Here is an 18,036-nt window from a genome sequence, read left to right as displayed (position 1 = left end):
GACGGCCCGGTCCCCATACCGGGAACCGGGCCGTTCGGCGCGCAGACACGCGCGGGCGCCCCAGACGTCACACGGGTGACGCGATGGAGCGGCCCCGTCCAGAGGCTCGCCCTGAGCGTGCGAAGGGTGAGGAGGACGGGCGGAAGGACCTCGCGCCTCTCAGCCCTCGCAAGCTCGGGCCGAGCCTCCGCACAAGGCCTCAGTGCGCGGCCTCGTAGGCCTCGACGACGCTGGCCGGGATGCGGCCGCGGTCGCTGACGGCGTGACCGTTCTTGCGGGCCCAGTCGCGGATGGCACCGGCCTGCTCGCGGTCCATCCGGCCGCCGGTGGAACGGCCGCGGCCGCTCCCGGTCGCGCGGGTGCCGCGGCCCACCTTGCGGGCGGCCGAGACGTAGCGGGAGAAGGCGTCGCGCATCTCCTGGGCGTTCTTCTCCGCCAGGTCGATCTCGTAGGAGGTGCCGTCGAGGGAGAAGCTCACCGTCTCGTCGGCCGGCAGGTTCTCGTCGAGGTCATCGCTCAGGATGACCTGAACCTTGCGCGCCATTCGTGTTCCTCACTTTTCACCGCGACCCGAAGGCCTGACGTCAATTGTCGCCGGGACGACGACGCGCGCCATTACATCACACCCGAGTGCCATTATGCACAGACGGCGGCGTGCGCGAGGAAAGGGAAACTGCCCAGGCTCGTTCCAGGCGCCCCTATTACTGCGCAGAAATAGGCCTGACCAGCGGGAAGAGGATGGTCTCGCGGATTCCCAGACCGGTGAGCGTCATCATCAACCGGTCCATCCCCATACCCATACCGCCCGTCGGGGGCATGCCGTACTCCAGCGCCTCGAGGAAATCCTCGTCGAGCGCCATCGCCTCGGGATCGCCGGCGGCGGCCAGCGCCGCCTGGGCGGTGAACCGCTCGCGCTGCACCACCGGGTCGACCAGCTCCGAGTACGCGGTGGCCCGCTCGATCCCCCCGATGTAGAGGTCCCACTTCTCGGCGACCCCGGGCCGGCTGCGGTGCGCCCGGGTCAGCGGCGAGGTGTCCAGCGGGTAGTCGACGACGAAGGTGGGCGCCTCCAGCGTGTCCTGGACCAGCGCCTCGAAGAGCTCCTCGACCACCTTTCCGGGCAGCCACGCGGGATCCACCCCGACGTCGTGCCGGGCGGCTATCGCCCGGAGCGTCTCCACCGGCGTCTCGGGGGTGACGGTCTCGCCCACGGCGTCGGACACCACGTCGTAGAGCGGCACCTGCGGCCACTCGCCCGAGAGGTCGATCTCGGTGCCGTCGTGGTGCCGGGCGACGTGGTCACCGAAGAGCGCGGCGCAGCATTCCTGGATCAGTTCGCGGGTGAGCGTCGCCATCACCTGGTAGTCCGCATAGGCCTGATAGGTCTCCAGCATCGCGAACTCCGGGGAGTGCGAGCTGTCGGCGCCCTCGTTGCGGAAGTTCCGGTTGATCTCGAAGACCCGGTCCAGGCCGCCCACGATGCACCGCTTGAGGAACAACTCGGGCGCAATGCGCAGATAGAGGTCGAGGTCGAAGGCGTTCATGTGCGTCCGGAACGGCCGCGCCGCGGCGCCGCCGTGCACCGTCTGCAGCATCGGTGTCTCGACCTCGAGATATCCGCGGGCCCCCAGCCCGGCGCGCAGCGTGGACATCACGGTGGCCCGCTGGCGGACGGTGCGCCGGGCCTCGTCGCGCACGATCAGGTCGACGTAGCGGCGGCGGACCCGCAGCTCCTCGCTCATCGGCTTGTGCGCCACCGGCAGCGGCCGGAGCGCCTTCGACGTCAGCTGCCACGCGTCGGCGAAGACCGACAGCTCCCCACGGCGCGACGTGCCGACCTCGCCGGTGACCAGCACGTGGTCACCCAGGTCGACGTCGGCCTTCCAGGCCGCCAGGGCGTCCTCGCCCACCCGGTCGCGGGAGAGCATCACCTGCAGCTCGGCGTCGCCCTCGCGCAGGGTGGCGAAGCAGAGCTTCCCGGTGTTGCGGGAGAAGATGACCCGGCCGGTGACGCCGACGACCTCACCGGTCATCGTGTCCGGCTCGAGATCGGGGTGCGCGGCGCGGACGGCGTCCAGCGTCGTCGTGCGCGGCACCGTCACCGGGTACGGGTCGACACCGCTCTCCCGGAGCCGGTCGAGCTTGGCCCGCCGGACCCGCATCTGCTCGGGAAGTTCGTCGTCCGGTGGCCCAGGGGGTTGCTCGCTCACGGTTCTCCTTGCTGGCGCTCGTCGATCCGTTCGCGAGCACTGCTCTGTCCATTGGCCGGGCTCGCACGCTCCCCCGGGCAGCACGGAGCCTACGGGGGGCTGACGAGCGACTACCGGGCCTGCTGCCGTTCGAAGGCCAGCCGCAGGCCGTGCACGGTGAGGTCCGGCTCGCGCTCGCCGACCGAGCGGCAGCTGTCGACGACCAGCGGGGCGAGCCCGCCGGTGGCCACCACGACCGGGGCGGCGCCGAACTGGCCGACGATCTCCGCGGCGATCCGGGCCACCAGCCCGTCCACCAGGCCGGCGAACCCGAGCACCAGGCCCGACTGGAGCGCGGCGACGGTGTTCTTCCCGATGGCCTGGGGCGGGACGGTGAGCTCGACCGACCGCAGCTGGGCCGCGCGGGTGGCCAGCGCCTCCAGGCTGACCTCCACACCGGGCGCCAGGGCTCCGCCGAGGAACTGCCCGTCGGGCCCCACGGCGTCGACGTTGGTCGACGTCCCGAAGTCCACGACCACGACCGGACGGCCGCGGCCGTCCGGCCAGCGGCCGAACAGCTCGTGCGCGGCCAGGGCCGTCACCACGCGGTCGGCGCCGACCTCGCGCGGGTTGTCCACGTGCAGCGGGACGCCGGTGCGCACGCCGGGGCCGATGAGCACGACCGGCACCTCGAGGGAGTCCAGCAGCTGGCGCAGCGCCGGCTGCAGGGCCGGGACCGTGGAGCAGGCGGCCACCCCGGTGACCTCGGTGTCGCGCAGCAGCCCGCGCCAGAGCATCCGCAGCTCGTCCGACGTCGCGCGCGGCGACGTGGTGACGCGCCAGCAGCTGACCCGCTCCGCCCCGTCGAAGGTGGCCAGGACGGTCTGGCTGTTGCCGACGTCAACGGTGAGCAGCACGGCTCACCGGATCGGTACGCCGAGTGGAAGGACCTCGTCCCCCCCTCCGCTCGCACGCTCGCGAGGGAACCCGGGACGAGGCCGGAAGTCGGAAGCTGTCGACGGGCTGCGCCGCTGGTCCTCGGCGCCGGGCACGGGGGCCGACGGGTCGGCGCCCAGCTCGACGACGCGGTTCGCGGCGTCGACGTGCACCACCTTGGGGAGGTAGCTCTTGGCCTCGGTCTCGTCCATGACGCCGTAGCTGATCAGGATGACCATGTCGCCGGGGTGCACGAGGTGGGCGGCCGCACCGTTGATCCCGATGACGCCGGTCCCCCGCTCGCCCGGGATCACGTAGGTCTCCAGCCGCGCGCCGTTGGTGATGTCGACGATCGCCACCTGCTCGCCGGGCAGCAGGTCGGCGGCGTCGAGCAGGTCCTCGTCGACCGTCACCGAGCCCACGTAGTGCAGGTCGGCCTGGGTGACCGTGGCGCGGTGGATCTTGGACTTGAGCATCGTGCGCATCATCGGGTCTCTCCCAGCTGGATCGCGATGTTGTCGAGGAGTCGGGTCGAGCCGGCGCGGACCGCGACCAGCAGGCGGGCGGTGCCCGCGTCAGGTGCCGGCCCCAGATCGGTATCGGTGAGTTCGAGGTAGTCCTGGAGCAGTTCCGGCCGCTCGGCGAGCACGGCGCCGGCGGCGGCCAGGACCGCGTCGGCACCCTCCGGCGCGGCGGCGGCTCCGGCGCGCAGGGCGGCCGAGATCGTGGCCGCGGCCGCCCGCTGCTCCGGGTCGAGGTAGCGGTTGCGGCTGGACAGCGCCAGGCCGTCGTCCTCGCGGACCGTGGGCACCCCGACCACCTCGACCGGCAGCGCCAGTTCCCGGGTCATCGCCCGGATCAGCGTGAGCTGCTGGTAGTCCTTCTCGCCGAAGAGCGCGAGATCGGGCCGGACCAGGCCGAACAGCTTGGCGACGACGGTGAGGACGCCGGCGAAGTGCCCCGGGCGGACGGCGCCCTCGAGGACCGACCCCAGCGGGCCCGGGTCGACGGTCACGCCCACCGCGCCGGGCGGATAGACCTCCTCGACGGGCGGGTGGAAGACGACGTCGGCGCCCTCCTCGGCCAGCGCCGCCAGGTCGGCGTCCCAGGTGCGCGGGTAGCGGTCGAAGTCCTCGCCGGGGCCGAACTGGGTCGGGTTGACGAAGACCGAGACGACGACGGTGGCCGCGCGCCCGCGGGCGGCGCGCACCAGGGCGCGGTGCCCCTCGTGCAGGGCGCCCATGGTCGGGACGAGCGCGACCGGCGCGGGCAGGTGGGCGAGCAGCCGGCGGAGGTCTGCGGCGGTCTCGACGACGGCAGGTGCCATGACGGCGGTCACCGCGAGCCCGCCGTGTCCTCGTCGTGCGCCGTCTGCAGCAGGTCCAGGAGGGGGGCGCCCTCGTGCCGCTTCAGCCGGCCGGCGGCCAGCGCGCGCTCGGTGGTCCGCCGCGCCATGGCCACGTAGGCCCCGACCGCGTCCGGCGCCCGCTCGGCGAGGGTCTCCAGGTGGTCGCGGACCGTGCCGACGTCCCCGCGGCTGACCGGGCCGGTGAGCCCGCGGTCGCCCCGGCGGAGCCCGTTGTCGAGCGCGGCGGTGAGCAGCGGCCCGAGCACGCGGGCCGGGTCGCCGACTCCCGCCGTCCGCAGCAGGTCGGCCGCCTCGGCGACGAGGGTGACCAGGTGGTTGGCACCGGTGACCAGGGCTGCGTGGTAGAGCCGCCGGTCCTCCTCGGCGACGAAGAAGGGCTCTCCGCCCATCTCCAGCACGAGGGTCTCGGCGACCGCCCGGTACTCCGGGCGGCTGGTGACGCCGAACGGGGCACCCACCAGCCGGTCGGCGTCCTCGGGGGCGCCGGAGAAGGTCATGGCGGGGTGCAGGGCCAGCGGGAGGACCCCGGCCTGCTCCGCGGGGGCCAGCACGGCGAGCCCGTGGGCACCGGAGGTGTGGAAGGCCAGCTGCCCCGGTCGCCAGGCGCCGGTCTCGGCCAGACCGGAGACCAGGCCGCCGAGGATGTCGTCCGGCACGGCCAGCACGACCAGGTCGGAGGCGGCGACCACCTCGTCGGCCGGCACGAGCGGGACGCCGGGCAGCGAGCGGGCGGCGCGCTCGGCGGAGGCGGTGGACAGGCCGGAGGCGGCGACGACGTCGTGGCCGGCGGCGGTGAGCGCCGCGCCGAGCACGGAGCCGACGCGCCCGGCGCCGATGACGCCCACGCGGAGGCGGGCCGGGGCTGCGGCGGCCGGCGGCAGGCCGGCGCGACTGTTCCTGCGGGCAGCAGGCATCGGTGCACCCTCTCGTTCCAGTCCCTGACGGGTACCGGACGTCTGTGGCCTCCTCCGTTGGAGGCCGCTCGGGGTCGTGCGGGTGGTGCGGCGTGCGGGTCGTGCCGGCGGCGCCGCTCCGCTGCAACCGGATGTGTCGCGCAGGTGGACCGCCGAAGGCGAGTCTGTGTCCGGTCGGAGGCCGCCCGCAACGTCTGACGGCTGTGTCCTGCCTCACCCCCGCCCCCGGACCACCCGGAGGGGTGGCATGCCCGCCCCCTAGCGTGGGCGGCCCGGCAGACGGAGAACAGGCAGACGGAGAACAGGAGTACGGCGTGGGCACGATGGACGGACGGACGGCGCTGGTGACCGGTGGGAGCCGGGGCATCGGGCTGGCGATCGCGCAGAGCCTGGTCGCCCGGGGGGCGCGGGTCGTGGTCACCGCGCGCAAGCCCGAGGCGCTCGCCGAGGCGGTCGCGGCGCTGGGCGGGCCGGAGGTCGCCGTCGCGGTGGCCGGCCACGCCGGCGATCCCCACCACCGGGCCGAGGCGGTGCGCACGGCCGTCGAGACCTTCGGCAGCCTGGACATGCTGGTCGGCAACGTCGGGGTGAACCCCGTCTACGGCCCGATGGTCGATCTCGAGCTCGACGCCTTCCGCAAGATCCTCGACACCAACGTCGTCTCCTCGCTCGGGCTGGTGCAGGAGGCGTGGCGGGCGTGGATGGCCGAGCACGGCGGATCGGTGCTGTTCGTGGCGTCGGTCGCCGGGCTCCGGTCGTCGGAGAACATCGGCGCCTACGGCGTCAGCAAGGCGGCGGTGATCAACCTGACCACCCAGCTGGCGGTCGAACTGGGGCCGACGGTGCGGGTGAACGCGGTGGCGCCGGCCGTGGTGAAGACCCGCTTCGCCGGCGCCCTGTACGAGGGCCGCGAGGAGGAGGTGGCCGCCGAGTACCCGGCCGGCCGGCTCGGCGTCCCCGCGGACGTGGGCGAGGCAGCGGCCTACCTGCTGGGCGAGGGTGCCGGCTGGGTCACCGGGCAGACCCTGGTGCTCGACGGCGGGCGGCTCTCGCGCGGGCGGTGACGCTCAGCCGTTCCCCAGCACCCGGGCGAGGACGTCGTCGGACTCGTCGTCGTCGCGGTAGCGGCGCCGGCGCCGTCCCCCGGTCGCGGGGCTGACGCCGTTCTCGGCCAGGATGTCGGCCAGCCGCTTCTCCTGCGCGGGCGGCGGGCCGGCCGGCGGTTCCGCGGGGACGGCGACGCGGTAGCCGCCGCGGTCGTCGATCCGGACCGGCGGGTCGGCCCGGACGGCCGGGCGCTGGGTGGTCCGCGCGACGGCCGGGTCCCCGACCGGCTCGTCACCACGGCGCCGACGCGGCGGCACCTCGGGGCGGGACGACGTCGGCTCGGCGTCGATCATCGACCGGGCGGCGAGCCACTCCAGCGGTGAGGGCAGCGGCTCGGGCGTCGACGCCGGGGGCACCGGGGCGGGCCGGTTCCCGGCGGCGGGAGCCGCCAGCGGGAAGGACGTCGTCGGCGGTGCGGCGTCGTGGCGGGTGTTCTCGGCGGTGTCGTGCGCGGTCGCCGACCACAGCGGCGTGTCCTCGTCCAGAGGGGCGGGGGCCCAGCGGTGCTCGGCCGGGCCGGACCACGCCTCCGGCGGGCGCACCGGCTCCCATGCGGAGGTCGCGGGCGGCTCCCACGAGGACGTCGCGGGCGACTCCCACGCCGAGGCCGCGGGCGTTTCCCGCGACGGCGACGGCAGTGACCCCCACGCCGAGGTCCCCGGCGCCTCCCGGGCGCGGTCGGGCCCGGATTCCCAGCTCGGCCGCCAGGACGGCGCCGGCACCGGCCGGGCCACCGGCGGGACGGGCAGGGGCGGCAGCGGCGGACGGACGGTGCGCTCGACGCGCACCTGCTCGAACTGGCGGGTCTCCCGTGGCTCGTCGAGCCGGACGGCCGGCCAGCCGCCGGTCAGCTCCCGCGGCGGCGACTCCTCGTTCCACCGGCCCGCGTCGAGCGCCCGCCCGGGCGCGTCCTGCACGTCGGAGGTCAGCCGGCTGGCCTGGGTGCGCATGACGATCCGCTCGACCAGCATCTCGCTGGACAGCTGCTCGGTGAGCTCCTGGCGCAGCCGGCCCATGTCGTCGCGCAGCTCGGCCAGCTGGCCCAGCTCCTGACGCAGTCCGGTCAGCGCCGCGACGTCGTCCCGCAGGGCGGCGACCCGGGCCACCTCGTCGCGCAGGGCCGACAGCGCGGCGAGGTCGGTGCGCAGCCCGGCGACCCGGGCGACCTCGTCGCGCAGGCCGGTCAGGCCGGCGAGTTCGTGGCGCAGCGCGTCCAGCTCCGCCCGCATCGACTCCTGCGCCTCGCGGCGGAGCTCCGCCTCGAGCTCCAGCTCGTGCTCGCGGCGGCCGGCCGCCTCGAGGTCGAGCTCGTGCTCGTATGCCTGGCGGAGCCGGTCCTCCCGGGCCCGCGCCGCCGCACGGTCGGCCGACCGCGAGGACGCCGCGACCGTGGCGAGGACGAACGCCCAGGCCACACCCACGACCGCCAGCCTGAGGACCTGCGGGTTGTCGGTGAGGAAGACCGCGAGCGTCGCGGCCAGCGCGAGCACGAACCCGCCGGCCTGGAGCAGGATCCGGCGCGGGGGGACACCGGTGCGCGCAGCGACGTCGTCCTCGCGCAGCGGCATGGCCCCAGCGTAGCGGCGGAACGCGCCGTCCTCCGGGCAGAAATCACCCGCCGTGACCGAGCTGTCGCCGACGTCTGCTGCGACAGTGGCGCGGTGACCCTCACCCTGCTCGGATGGCGCCGCCAGGTGACCGCGCTGTATGCCACCGCACGGTCGGCCGCCGATCCGGAGACCGGCTGGCGGACCTGGCGCGACGGCCGCGACGAGCTGTTCGCCACCCACCCGGACTCACCCCTCGACGAGGCGGCTCGGGCGTCGTTCCGCGGCCTCCCCTACGCCGGATACGACCCGGCGCTGCGGTTCGAGGCGACGCTGGAGCCGGCGCCCCCGGTCCGGCTGGAGGTCCCGACGGCCGCCGACGGCACCGTGCTGCTCGACCGGATCGGCACCGTCGGGCTGGGGGACGTCGGCCGCGTCGACGTCTGGTGGCTGGGCGGCTACGGCGGCGGCGTGTTCCTGCCCCTGCGCGACGGGACGGCCGGGGAGAGCACCTACGGCGGCGGCCGCTACCTGCTCGACACCGTGAAGGGCGCCGATCTGGGTGGGGACGGTGCCCGGCTGGTGGTCGACCTCAACTTCGCCTACCACCCGTCGTGCACCTACGACCCGCGCTGGTCCTGCCCCCTTGCGCCCGACGGCAACCGGGTCGCGACGCCGGTCGCCGCCGGGGAGCAGCTGCCCCCCGGTGGCTGGTACGGCTGACCCCCTCGGCGGCCCCGGCCACGATCAGGTGACCTGATCGTGGCGCGTCCTCCCCCACGGTGTGCGGTGAGGGAAGACGCGCCCCGGTGCGGGAGGACGCCGGTCAGCGACGGCGAGGCGTGGGTCGAGCCTCCGGACGTGGGGACGCGCGATCAGCCCTGGGCGAGGGCGCCGTCGGAGCTGAACACCAGGCCGATGGAGACCTCGCCCTGCTGGATGGCGGCCTTGGTCAGCGGCCCGCCGGCGTCGTACTCCTGGAAGCTCGCGAAGTCCAGACCGTAGGTCTCCTCGAGGCCGGGCTGGCAGGCCGGGCGGGTCGGGCACTCGCCGGGCCCGCCGAGGATGAGCGACCCGTCGCCGCAGGCGTCGGCCAGCTCGGAGAGGGTCGAGACGCCCAGCTCGTCGGCGAACTCCTGGGTGACGGCGAAGGCGTTCTGGTCGGCCGCCTCGGCCGGCTCGCCGAACACCAGCCCGTAGCCCTCGGCCAGCGGCTGCAGCGCCTCCACCGTGGCGTCCACGTCGCCGGACGCGACCTCGGTGGCGTCGTCGCCCTCGATGAACTCGGTGACGGTGGCGAGGTACTCGGGGAACGCCTGGATCTCACCGCGCTGCAGCGCCGGCAGGTACAGCTCGCGGTTGCCCGCCGTCTGCACGCTGGCGTCGAAGCCGGCCGCGGTCAGGACGTCGGCGTAGATCGTGGCCAGGACCTGCGACTCGGTGAAGTCCGCGGCGCCGACGACGACCGGACCGCTCCCGCCACTGACCTCGGCGGCCAGGCCCTGCTCCTCGACGTAGCCGGCGGCGACCTCGTCGACCGCCTGGCGCTCGACGTCGACGGCGGCGTTCATCTCGATCAGGTCCTCCGTGGTGAGCACCTCCGAGACCGCGTTCAGCGACTCGAGCAGCGCCGGGTTGGCCTGCGCCGCCGCCGCGTTGACCGCCGGGATGATGTTGTCCGCGTTCTGCAGCTGCTGGTCGTCCTCGAGGACGACGAGCTGGTCGCCGGGAACGGGGGCGCAGGCCTCGCCCGCCGCCTCGGTGCCGCCGCCGTCGCCACCACCGCCGGTGCCGGAGGAACCGGACTCACCGCAGGCCGCGGTGAGGGCCGCGGCCATGGTCAGGGGAACGATGTACCGGGTGCGTGCGCGCATGGCCCCGCCTTCTGTGTCCCGTGGCCACTCCGTCGCGGCCACGCGTGTCTGGCGGGAGGACTCCCGCGTCCTCATCGAACCGCTCCGTTGCGTGCAACGCAATCGAGATCGTGGTCCGCCGACATCCGTTACCGACGTGTGATCAGAGCGGGACACCGGAGGACGTCGGCTCGGGCACCGGCGTCCGCCGCCGGGCCCGGAGGAAGGGCAGCCGCTTCTCCCCCGGGGTCAGCGCCCACGACGCGGTGACCAGGAGCAGCTCGGTCAGCACGGCGAGGGCGGCCACCAGGATCGCACCGGCGACGACGGCGCCGTAGTCCTGCTGGCGGAACCCCAGGGTGATGATGCTGCCCAGCCCGCCGCCGGCCACCAGGGCGGCGAGGGTGGCCGTGGCCACCACCTGGACGGCGGCGGTGCGCACCCCGGTCATCAGCAGCGGGGCGGCCAGCGGCAGCTCCACCCGCGTCGCCACCTGCCGCCCGGACAGGCCCATCCCCCGGGCGGCCTCGACGACGTCCCGGTCGACCCCGCGGAACCCCACGTAGGTGTTGGTGAGGATCGGGGGGACGGCGAAGACGCCGAGCGCGATGGTCGTCGCCGTCGGGCCGAAGCCGATCGGGGTGACCGCGAAGACGGTGAGCAGCGCCAGCGTGGGCACGGCGCGGGAGACGTTCGACAGCGCCACGGTGAACCCGCCGCCGCGGCCGGTGTGCCCGAGCAGGGCGCCGACCGGGAGGGCCACCACCATGGCGGCCAGGACCGCGAGCACCGAGATCCGGAGGTGCTCGGCGAGCAGATCGAGGATGCCGCCGGACCGGGTCCAGTTGAACGGGTCGTTGAGGTAGACGACCGCATCACCGAGCCGGTTCACGCCCGCGTCCCCCGCGACCAGGGGGTGAGCACCCGCTCGGCCCCGGCCAGCAGCAGGTCCGCGAGGAGGGCGAGCAGCACGCAGCCCACGGCGCCGGTGACGATCTGCGCGCGGTAGAAGTTCGCGGCGAACCCACCGGTGATCAGCTGGCCGAGCCCGCCGTGGCCGACGATGACCCCGACGGTGACCAGCGCGACCGTCGACACGGTGGCGATCCGGATCCCGGCCATGAACGCCGGCAGCGCCAGCGGCAGCTCCACCTGCCAGAAGAGCCGGGCCGGGCCGTACCCCATGCCCCGCGCCGCCTCGCGCACGTCGGCGGGCACGGCCTGCAGGCCGGCGAGGAAGTTCCGGACCAGGATGACCAGCGAGTACAGGACCAGGCCGACGAGCACGGTGGTCGCGGTGATGCCGGTGATCGGCGCGACGAAGGCGAACATCGCCAGCGACGGGATCGTGTACACCAGCGTGGACAGGCCCAGGACCGGTCCGGCGAGCCACCGGCTGCGGCGCGCCAGGAGAGCCAGTGGCAGCGCGATGAGCGCACCGAGGACGACGGCGCCGATCGTCAGCCTGACGTGCTCGCCCAGGTAGCCCACAATGGTGTCCCAGTTGGACGTCACGTAGGACAGGTCGAACCACGGGTTCGGCGCCGCATCGGCCGCAAGCACGTCAGCGGTCACCGCGTTCAGCATCGAGCGCGTACCAGGAAGGCCACCTCGTGGACGCTACTTCGTCGCCGCCCTCCCCCGCAGCTCCCGGCGGTGCGGAGGAGATCCGGCTCGAGGGGGTGAGCAAGGTCTACGCCGACGGCACGGTCGGCGTGGCCGAGCTGGACCTGACCATCGCCGCCGGGGAGCTCACCGTCCTGGTCGGCCCGTCGGGGTGCGGGAAGACGACCACGATGAAGATGATCAACCGGATCATCGAGCCGTCGACGGGGCGGATCCTGATGGGCGGCGAGGACGTCACGCGGGTCGACCCGGTCCGGCTGCGCCGGCGGATCGGCTACGTCATCCAGAACGTCGGGCTCTTCCCGCACCAGACCGTGCGGGTCAACGTGGGGACCGTGCCGCGGCTGCTCGGCTGGGACAAGCGCCGCATCCGCGACCGCGTCGACGAGCTGCTCGACGTCGTCGGGCTGGACCCCGCCGTCCACGGCGACCGCTATCCGCACCAGCTCTCCGGCGGTCAGCGGCAGCGGGCGGGCGTCGCCCGGGCCCTGGCCGCCGATCCGGGCGTCCTGCTCATGGACGAGCCGTTCTCGGCCGTGGACCCGATCGTCCGGGAGCGGCTGCAGTCGGAGTTCCTGCGGCTGCAGGAGCAGGTCCGCAAGACCATCGTGTTCGTCACCCACGACATCGAGGAGGCCGTCCGCCTCGGTGACCGGATCGCGGTGATGAGCGAGGGCGGCCACGTCGAGCAGTTCGACTCCCCCGCCGACCTCCTGGGCAGGCCGGCGACCCCGTTCGTGGCCGACTTCGTCGGCGCCGACCGCGGGCTGAAGCGGCTGGCCGTCACCGGCATCGACGTCGCCGACCTGGAGCACCCACCGGTCGTCCGGGTCGACGACGGGCTCGACGCGGCGCGCACCGTACTGGCCCGGGAGAGCGCACGCTGGGCCGTCGTCCTCGACGACCGGGGGACGCTGCACGGGTGGCTGTCGGCCGACCGTGCCGCCGGCAGCGGGACCGTGCGCGACGCGGGGAAGCGGATGGAGGCCTGGGTGCCGGTCGGGTCCTCGCTGAAGACGGCGTTCTCGACGATGCTCCAGCACGAGGCCGGCTGGGTGGCGGTCCTCGACGGGGACCGGTTCCTCGGGGTGCTGACGCCGGAGTCGCTGCACGCCGCCCTGCGCCGCTCCGTGGGAGGGGCGGTGCCCGAGACCGCCGGAGCCGCCCAGGTCTAGGCGCTGACCCCCGGGGCGGGGTCGTCGTCGGCCGACCCCGGCGGGACCCGGCACACGGACTCCAGCCACAGGGCGGCCACCACCAGGGCCCCGGAGCTGACGATGCCGAGCACGGCGGCGAGGGTGTCCCCGCCGGCGGCCTGCAGCCGGCCCACCTCGGGCGCGACGTGCAGCAGCACCCCCGCCCAGACCCCGGCGAACACGGCGCCCACGTAGGCGCTGGCCTGGGCCAGGACCGCCAGCCGCGCGACGAGCATCGGCTCGACCGGCCGCACCGGCGTGTCCCGGGCGGCCGGCGTCGTGCCCGGGCGGGTGCGCGCCTCGCGCAGCGCATCGAGCCGGGTCTTCAGCGTGCGCGCGCCCAGCGCCTCGGCCAGCGCGAGCACGGCCAGCGGGACGGGCAGCCACCAGTCCAGCGCCGGCAGGTCGCCGTACAGCGTGCGGACCAACAGCCACGCGGCGACGGCCAGGCCGGCGGCCAGCACGGCGAGGTCACGGCGGCGGACGGGGCTCACGCGACTTCCTCGCCGGCGCTCGTCCGCCACATGAGCCGGCTCGCCCTGTTCATGCGGAAGCTCGCGAGCTCGCTCACCGGAGGTGGTCCCAGCGCACGACCGCGGCGACGTCGTCGGCGGGCAGCGCCGCCACCAGATCGGCCACCCGGCCCCGGCCGGGGACGACCGCGCCGGGGTCCAGCGTGAGCCACGGCACCAGCACGAAGGCCCGCTCGTGGGCCCGCGGGTGGGGCAGGGTGAGCTCGGGGTCGTCGGAGAGCACGGGGGTGCCGTCGTCCGCGGTGACCGTCACGACGTCGACGTCGAGGGTGCGCGGCCCCCAGCGCTCCTCGCGGACGCGACCGGCCGCCTGCTCGAGCTCGTGCGCCCGGGCCAGCCAGCCGGCGGCGTCCCGCGGACCGCGCACCACGGCGACCGCGTTCAGGTAGGGCGGCTGCTCGACCGGGCCCCACGGCGGCGTCTCGTAGAGCGTCGAGCGGGCGACCAGGCCGTCGTCCTTCAGCGCAGTCATGGCCGCGCGGATGGCGCCGGCCCGGTCCCCGAGGTTGGCCCCCAGCGACAGGACGGCCCTGGTCACGGACGCCCGCGCCGGATGGTGACGGTCACGTCGTCGAAGGGCACCCCGAGCTCGGCCTGCGGCTTGTGCACGGTGATCTCCACCGCGTCGACCAGCGGATCGGCCAGGCAGACGTCGGCGAGGCGCTGGGCGAGGCTCTCGATGAGGTCCACCGGCTCGCCGGTCACCACCGCGTAGAGCCGGTGCGCCAGCTCGGCGTAGTTCACCGTGCGCGCGAGGTCGTCCTCGGCAGCGGCGGCAGCGGTGTCCAGCTCGAGGACGGCGTCGACGAGGAAGAGCTGCCCGCGCTCCCGCTCGAAGGCGTAGACCCCGTGGTTCCCGTGTGCGCGCAGGCCCCGGATCGCGATCCGGTCCGGCGTCCCCGGCCCGTCAGCCATGGTCGGCGTTCCGTGCCGCGCGGACGGCCGCCACCACCCGGACGGCGTCGACCGCGGCCGCCGCGTCGTGCACCCGGACCCCCCACACCCCGGCCTCGGCGGCCATCACCGTGGTGGCCAGCGTGGCGTCGTCCCGGAGCTCGGCGGGGCGGGGAGTGCCGTCGGGACCGGCCAGCAGCCGGCCGAGGAACGTCTTGCGCGAGGCGCCGACCAGGACCGGCAGGCCCGGGGCGACGAGCCGGTCCAGGCCGGCCAGCAGCGCCCAGTTGTGCTCGGCGTTCTTGGCGAAGCCGAGGCCGGGATCGAGAACGAGCTGCTCGGGGGCGACCCCGGCGGCGACGACGTCCTCGACGCGGGCGGTGAGCTCGGCGCAGACCTCGGTGACGACGTCCCCGTACTGCGCCGCCGCGTACATCTCCCGGCTGTGGCCCCGCCAGTGCATGAGCACCCACGGGACGCCGGTGTCGGCCACCAGGTCGGCCATGTTCTTGTCAGCGAGGCCGCCGCTGACGTCGTTCACGAGGGTCGCCCCGGCGGCGATCGCCGCCTCGGCGACCTCGGCCCGCGTGGTGTCGACGCTGGTGCGCACACCGGCGGCGACCAGCTCCCGGATCACCGGCAGGACGCGGGCGCCCTCCTCGGCGGCATCGACCCGGTCGGCCCCGGGACGGGTGGACTCGCCGCCGACGTCGACGTAGTCCGCGCCCGCGGCGTGCATCTCCAGCCCGCGGGCCACCGCCGACGCCGGATCGGCGAAGCAGCCCCCGTCGGAGAAGGAGTCCGGGGTGACGTTGAGGACGCCCATGACCACGCAGCGGCCGGGGCGCGGGAGCGCGATCACGCGCCGGTCACCTGCCCATTCCCACGGGTCGGTTCCGGGCTCGCTCCGCTCCTCGGTCCATGTCGAGGGTCGCCTCCGCGCTCGCTCCGCTCCTCGCTCGCTGGCGCTCGCTGCGATGCTCACTCGCTGTCGGCTCCTGGCATCTCCCTACGATGCTCACTCGCCTGTCACCTTCCCAGCACGAGGCTCATCGCCTCGCTCCGCGTCGCGGCGTTGTCGCGGAAGATGCCGCGGACGGCCGAGGTGACCGTGGAGGACCCGGGCTTGCGGACCCCCCGCATGGCCATGCACAGGTGCTCGGCCTGGATGACCACCAGCACCCCGCGGGGCTTGAGGACGTCGTTCAGCGCATCGGCGATCTGGCTGGTCATCCGCTCCTGCACCTGCGGCCGGCGCGCGTAGACCTCCACGAGCCGGGCGAGCTTGGACAGCCCGGTCACCCGCCCGTCCTCGCCCGGGATGTAGCCGATGTGCGCGACCCCGTGGAACGGGACGAGGTGGTGCTCGCAGGTCGAGTACATCGGGATGTCCTTGACCAGCACGAGCTCGTCGTGGTCCTCGTCGAAGGTGGTGGACAGCACCTGGTAGGGGTCCTGGCCCAGCCCGGCGAAGGTCTCGGCGTAGGCGCGGGCCACCCGCTGCGGGGTGTCCTGCAGCCCCGGGCGGTCGGGGTCCTCCCCCACGGCGATCAGCAGCTCCCGCACGGCGGCGGCCGCCCGCTCCTGGTCGACGCCCCGGGGCGCCGCCAGCAGCTGGTCCTCCGGCTCGGCCGGCACCTGGCTCATCGCTGGACGGGGGCCCCGACGTCGCCCACGGGGTTGGTCTCCCCGGTGGGCCGGCCGTTCCCGTTGCGGGCGGCCAGCTCCGCGGGCGTGAGCACGGGGGGCTGGTCGGACGGGGTGCGCTTGCCGAACCCGTTGTAGGGCGCCAGCGACGGCCGCTTGGTGACCGGCTCGCAGATGCGGGCCATGTCCTCCTTGGAGAGCGTCTCCTTCTCCATCAGCTCCAGCACGAGCTGGTCCAGGACGTGGCGGTACTCGACCAGGATCTCCCACGCCTCGTCGTGCGCCGCCTCGATCAGGGCGCGGATCTCCGCGTCGATGTCGGCGGCCACGGCCTCGGAGTAGTCGGGCCGGGAGTGCATGTCCCGGCCCATGAACGGCTCGGCGTCACCGGTGCCGTACTTGACCGCACCGAGCTTGGCGCTCATGCCGTACTGGGTGACCATCGACCGGGCCATCGCGGTGGCCTTCTCGATGTCGTTGCCGGCGCCGGTGGTCGGCTCGTGGAAGACCAGCTCCTCGGCCGCCCGCCCACCGAGGGCGTAGGCCAGGGTGTCGATCATCTCCGAGCGGGTCTGGGTGTACTTGTCCTCGGTCGGCAGCACCAGCGTGTGCCCGAGCGAGCGCCCGCGCGGCAGGATCGTGACCTTGTGCACCGGGTCCAGGTTGGGCAGCGCGTGCGCGACCAGGGCGTGCCCGCCCTCGTGGTAGGCGGTCACCTTCTTCTCCTTCTCGCTCATCGCCCGCGTCTTGCGCTCGGGGCCGGCGATGACGCGGTCGATCGCCTCCTCCAGCGTCGCGTCGGTGATCAGCGACGCGTTGTTGCGGGCGGTGAGCAGTGCCGCCTCGTTGAGCACGTTGGCCAGGTCGGCACCGGTGAAGCCGGGGCTGCGGCGGGCGACCGTCTCCAGGTCGACGTCGGGGGCCAGCGGCTTGCCCTTGGCGTGCACCTCGAGGATCTTCTTGCGGCCCATCAGGTCCGGCCGGTCGACGGCGATCTGCCGGTCGAAGCGACCCGGGCGCAGCAGCGCCGGGTCGAGGATGTCCGGCCGGTTCGTCGCGGCGATCATGATGACCCCGCCCTTGACGTCGAAGCCGTCCATCTCGACGAGCATCTGGTTCAGCGTCTGCTCGCGCTCGTCGTGCCCGCCGCCCATGCCGGCCCCGCGGTGCCGGCCGACGGCGTCGATCTCGTCGACGAAGATGATCGCCGGGGCGTTCTCCTTGGCCTGGGTGAACAGGTCGCGGACCCGGCTGGCGCCGACACCGACGAACATCTCCACGAAGTCCGAGCCGGAGATGGAGAAGAACGGCACGCCCGCCTCGCCCGCCACGGCGCGGGCCAGCAGCGTCTTGCCGGTCCCGGGCGGGCCGAACAGCAGCACGCCCTTGGGGATCTTGGCGCCCACGGCCTGGAACTTGACCGGGTTCTGCAGGAAGTCCTTGATCTCGTGCAGTTCCTCGATGGCCTCGTCGGCGCCGGCCACGTCGGAGAACGTCGTCTTCGGCGTGTCCTTGGTGACCTGCTTGGCCTTGGACTTGCCGAACGCCATCACCCCGCGGCCGCCGCCCTGCATGGAGTTGAACAGCCAGAAAAGCAGCAGCAGGAGGATCAGGAACGGCAGGAAGCTGACCAGCAGGCTGACCAGCAGGCTCTGCTGGGTGACGTTGGTGTCGAACTGGACGGCGTCGGCGTCTGCCTCGCCGGTGACCAGGTCGTAGACGTCGTCGGCCGCGCCGAGCGGGTAGGAGGCGGTGATCTGGTCGCTGCCCTCGACCTCGTCCCGGACGTCGATGTCGAGCGTCTGTTCCTTGTCGTTGATCGTCACGGACTCGACGTTGCCCTCGGCGAACTGCTCGAGGGCGACGGAGGTGCGCACCTCCTGGTAGCCGTCGTTCCCGCTGAACAGGGAGGAGAACGTGAGGGCTACGAGGACGGCGAGGACGACCCAGAACCACACGGAGCGGAAGATCTTCTTACGTTCCATACACCGATGCCGGGCGCCGGAAGACCGGTCGGCCCGTCGACCCTCCTGATCGTCCGGGGACGCCGCCTGCGATCCGGGCGAGGACCCCGGCGCTGGGAGCAGCGTCGTCGGAATCGACGGTACACCGGGCCACCTGTGGAATCCCTGGCCGCGCGCTGGAGATGGCCCTGAGGAGTGGGGGCCCAGAGGAGTGGGGCCCGGAGGGTTCCCCGACGAAGGGCCGGAGCCGCGGCACGGAGC

General features: G+C 74.1%; 19 protein-coding genes. 3 read left to right on the top strand and 16 right to left on the bottom strand.

Annotated elements, in window-relative coordinates; genetic code table 11:
* Positions 1-199 precede the first annotated feature (199 nt).
* From BM142_RS03455 to BM142_RS03430, 6 genes are all read right to left on the bottom strand, one after another.
* Positions 200-544, bottom strand: a complete 345-nt coding sequence (locus BM142_RS03455) for a histone-like nucleoid-structuring protein Lsr2 (protein ID WP_092195376.1) — start codon at positions 542-544, stop codon at positions 200-202.
* Between the two features lie 157 nt (positions 545-701).
* Positions 702-2,210 (bottom strand): lysine--tRNA ligase, encoded by a 1,509-nt coding sequence (gene lysS, locus BM142_RS03450; RefSeq protein WP_092195375.1) that lies wholly within the window; start codon positions 2,208-2,210, stop codon positions 702-704.
* Between the two features lie 110 nt (positions 2,211-2,320).
* Positions 2,321-3,106: a type III pantothenate kinase gene (locus tag BM142_RS03445; protein WP_092195374.1), complete on the bottom strand. Its 786-nt coding sequence runs from the start codon at positions 3,104-3,106 to the stop codon at positions 2,321-2,323.
* Between the two features lie 3 nt (positions 3,107-3,109).
* A complete protein-coding gene (gene panD / locus BM142_RS03440) occupies positions 3,110-3,601 on the bottom strand; it encodes an aspartate 1-decarboxylase (RefSeq protein ID WP_305764360.1) in 492 nt (163 codons plus the stop codon).
* An 8-nt stretch (positions 3,602-3,609) separates the two neighbouring features.
* On the bottom strand, positions 3,610-4,452 hold the full coding sequence (panC, locus tag BM142_RS03435; protein WP_092195558.1) for a pantoate--beta-alanine ligase: 843 nt from the start codon (positions 4,450-4,452) through the stop codon (positions 3,610-3,612).
* Positions 4,453-4,460: 8 nt separating this feature from the next.
* Positions 4,461-5,408, bottom strand: a complete 948-nt coding sequence (locus BM142_RS03430) for a Rossmann-like and DUF2520 domain-containing protein (RefSeq protein ID WP_092195373.1) — start codon at positions 5,406-5,408, stop codon at positions 4,461-4,463.
* A 323-nt stretch (positions 5,409-5,731) separates the two neighbouring features.
* On the opposite strand from BM142_RS03430, the gene BM142_RS03425 reads away from it, so the two are divergent.
* Positions 5,732-6,472 carry an SDR family oxidoreductase gene (locus tag BM142_RS03425; RefSeq protein ID WP_092195557.1) on the top strand — a complete coding sequence of 247 codons (741 nt, stop codon included), beginning with the start codon at positions 5,732-5,734 and terminating at the stop codon, positions 6,470-6,472.
* Positions 6,473-6,475: 3 nt separating this feature from the next.
* On the opposite strand, the gene BM142_RS03420 is transcribed toward BM142_RS03425, so the two are convergent.
* Positions 6,476-8,083, bottom strand: a complete 1,608-nt coding sequence (locus tag BM142_RS03420) for a DUF6779 domain-containing protein (RefSeq protein ID WP_092195372.1) — start codon at positions 8,081-8,083, stop codon at positions 6,476-6,478.
* Between the two features lie 93 nt (positions 8,084-8,176).
* Between BM142_RS03420 and BM142_RS03415 the strand changes: the two genes are divergently transcribed.
* Positions 8,177-8,785: a DUF1684 domain-containing protein gene (locus BM142_RS03415; RefSeq protein ID WP_092195371.1), complete on the top strand. Its 609-nt coding sequence runs from the start codon at positions 8,177-8,179 to the stop codon at positions 8,783-8,785.
* Positions 8,786-8,937: 152 nt separating this feature from the next.
* On the opposite strand, the gene BM142_RS03410 is transcribed toward BM142_RS03415, so the two are convergent.
* The 3 genes from BM142_RS03410 to BM142_RS03400 form a co-directional block, all read right to left on the bottom strand.
* Positions 8,938-9,936 (bottom strand): glycine betaine ABC transporter substrate-binding protein, encoded by a 999-nt coding sequence (locus BM142_RS03410; protein ID WP_092195370.1) that lies wholly within the window; start codon positions 9,934-9,936, stop codon positions 8,938-8,940.
* 142 nt (positions 9,937-10,078) lie between these two features.
* The gene (locus BM142_RS03405; protein ID WP_092195369.1) at positions 10,079-10,807 is read right to left on the bottom strand and encodes an ABC transporter permease; all 729 of its coding nucleotides are present in this window, start codon (positions 10,805-10,807) and stop codon (positions 10,079-10,081) included.
* The gene (locus BM142_RS03400) at positions 10,804-11,490 is read right to left on the bottom strand and encodes an ABC transporter permease (RefSeq protein WP_254790507.1); all 687 of its coding nucleotides are present in this window, start codon (positions 11,488-11,490) and stop codon (positions 10,804-10,806) included. The genes BM142_RS03405 and BM142_RS03400 overlap by 4 nt, the downstream gene beginning before the upstream one ends.
* Before the next feature lie 38 nt (positions 11,491-11,528).
* Between BM142_RS03400 and BM142_RS03395 the strand changes: the two genes are divergently transcribed.
* A complete protein-coding gene (locus tag BM142_RS03395; protein WP_092195367.1) occupies positions 11,529-12,716 on the top strand; it encodes an ABC transporter ATP-binding protein in 1,188 nt (395 codons plus the stop codon).
* Here the strand turns inward: BM142_RS03395 and BM142_RS03390 are convergent.
* From BM142_RS03390 to ftsH, 6 genes are all read right to left on the bottom strand, one after another.
* Positions 12,713-13,231: a DUF3180 domain-containing protein gene (locus BM142_RS03390; RefSeq protein ID WP_092195366.1), complete on the bottom strand. Its 519-nt coding sequence runs from the start codon at positions 13,229-13,231 to the stop codon at positions 12,713-12,715. The genes BM142_RS03395 and BM142_RS03390 overlap by 4 nt on opposite strands.
* Before the next feature lie 73 nt (positions 13,232-13,304).
* Positions 13,305-13,808 carry a 2-amino-4-hydroxy-6-hydroxymethyldihydropteridine diphosphokinase gene (gene folK / locus BM142_RS03385; protein WP_092195365.1) on the bottom strand — a complete coding sequence of 168 codons (504 nt, stop codon included), beginning with the start codon at positions 13,806-13,808 and terminating at the stop codon, positions 13,305-13,307.
* Positions 13,805-14,185 (bottom strand): dihydroneopterin aldolase, encoded by a 381-nt coding sequence (gene folB, locus BM142_RS03380; RefSeq protein WP_092195364.1) that lies wholly within the window; start codon positions 14,183-14,185, stop codon positions 13,805-13,807. Before folB ends, folK begins: the two co-directional genes overlap by 4 nt.
* Entirely contained in the window at positions 14,178-15,026 is an 849-nt protein-coding gene (folP, locus tag BM142_RS03375) for a dihydropteroate synthase (RefSeq protein WP_254790506.1), read from the bottom strand. The genes folB and folP overlap by 8 nt, the downstream gene beginning before the upstream one ends.
* Before the next feature lie 167 nt (positions 15,027-15,193).
* Entirely contained in the window at positions 15,194-15,811 is a 618-nt protein-coding gene (gene folE, locus BM142_RS03370) for a GTP cyclohydrolase I FolE (protein ID WP_092195363.1), read from the bottom strand.
* The gene (ftsH, locus tag BM142_RS03365; protein ID WP_092195362.1) at positions 15,808-17,796 is read right to left on the bottom strand and encodes an ATP-dependent zinc metalloprotease FtsH; all 1,989 of its coding nucleotides are present in this window, start codon (positions 17,794-17,796) and stop codon (positions 15,808-15,810) included. Before ftsH ends, folE begins: the two co-directional genes overlap by 4 nt.
* Positions 17,797-18,036 lie beyond the last annotated feature (240 nt).

This window comes from Blastococcus tunisiensis, assembly GCF_900112815.1.
Taxonomy (GTDB): Bacteria; Actinomycetota; Actinomycetes; order Mycobacteriales; family Geodermatophilaceae; genus Blastococcus_B; species Blastococcus_B tunisiensis.
This window is presented reverse-complemented; position numbering and strand designations above follow the sequence as displayed.

Coding starts and splice junctions, on each gene's coding strand:
- BM142_RS03455 (WP_092195376.1), bottom strand. CDS start 544: ATGGCGCGCAAGGTTCAGGTCATCCTGAGCGATGACCTCGACGAGAAC.
- panD (WP_305764360.1), bottom strand. CDS start 3,601: ATGCTCAAGTCCAAGATCCACCGCGCCACGGTCACCCAGGCCGACCTG.
- panC (WP_092195558.1), bottom strand. CDS start 4,452: ATGGCACCTGCCGTCGTCGAGACCGCCGCAGACCTCCGCCGGCTGCTC.
- BM142_RS03430 (WP_092195373.1), bottom strand. CDS start 5,408: ATGCCTGCTGCCCGCAGGAACAGTCGCGCCGGCCTGCCGCCGGCCGCC.
- BM142_RS03425 (WP_092195557.1), top strand. CDS start 5,732: ATGGACGGACGGACGGCGCTGGTGACCGGTGGGAGCCGGGGCATCGGG.
- BM142_RS03420 (WP_092195372.1), bottom strand. CDS start 8,083: ATGCCGCTGCGCGAGGACGACGTCGCTGCGCGCACCGGTGTCCCCCCG.
- BM142_RS03410 (WP_092195370.1), bottom strand. CDS start 9,936: ATGCGCGCACGCACCCGGTACATCGTTCCCCTGACCATGGCCGCGGCC.
- folB (WP_092195364.1), bottom strand. CDS start 14,185: ATGGCTGACGGGCCGGGGACGCCGGACCGGATCGCGATCCGGGGCCTG.
- folE (WP_092195363.1), bottom strand. CDS start 15,811: ATGAGCCAGGTGCCGGCCGAGCCGGAGGACCAGCTGCTGGCGGCGCCC.
- ftsH (WP_092195362.1), bottom strand. CDS start 17,796: ATGGAACGTAAGAAGATCTTCCGCTCCGTGTGGTTCTGGGTCGTCCTC.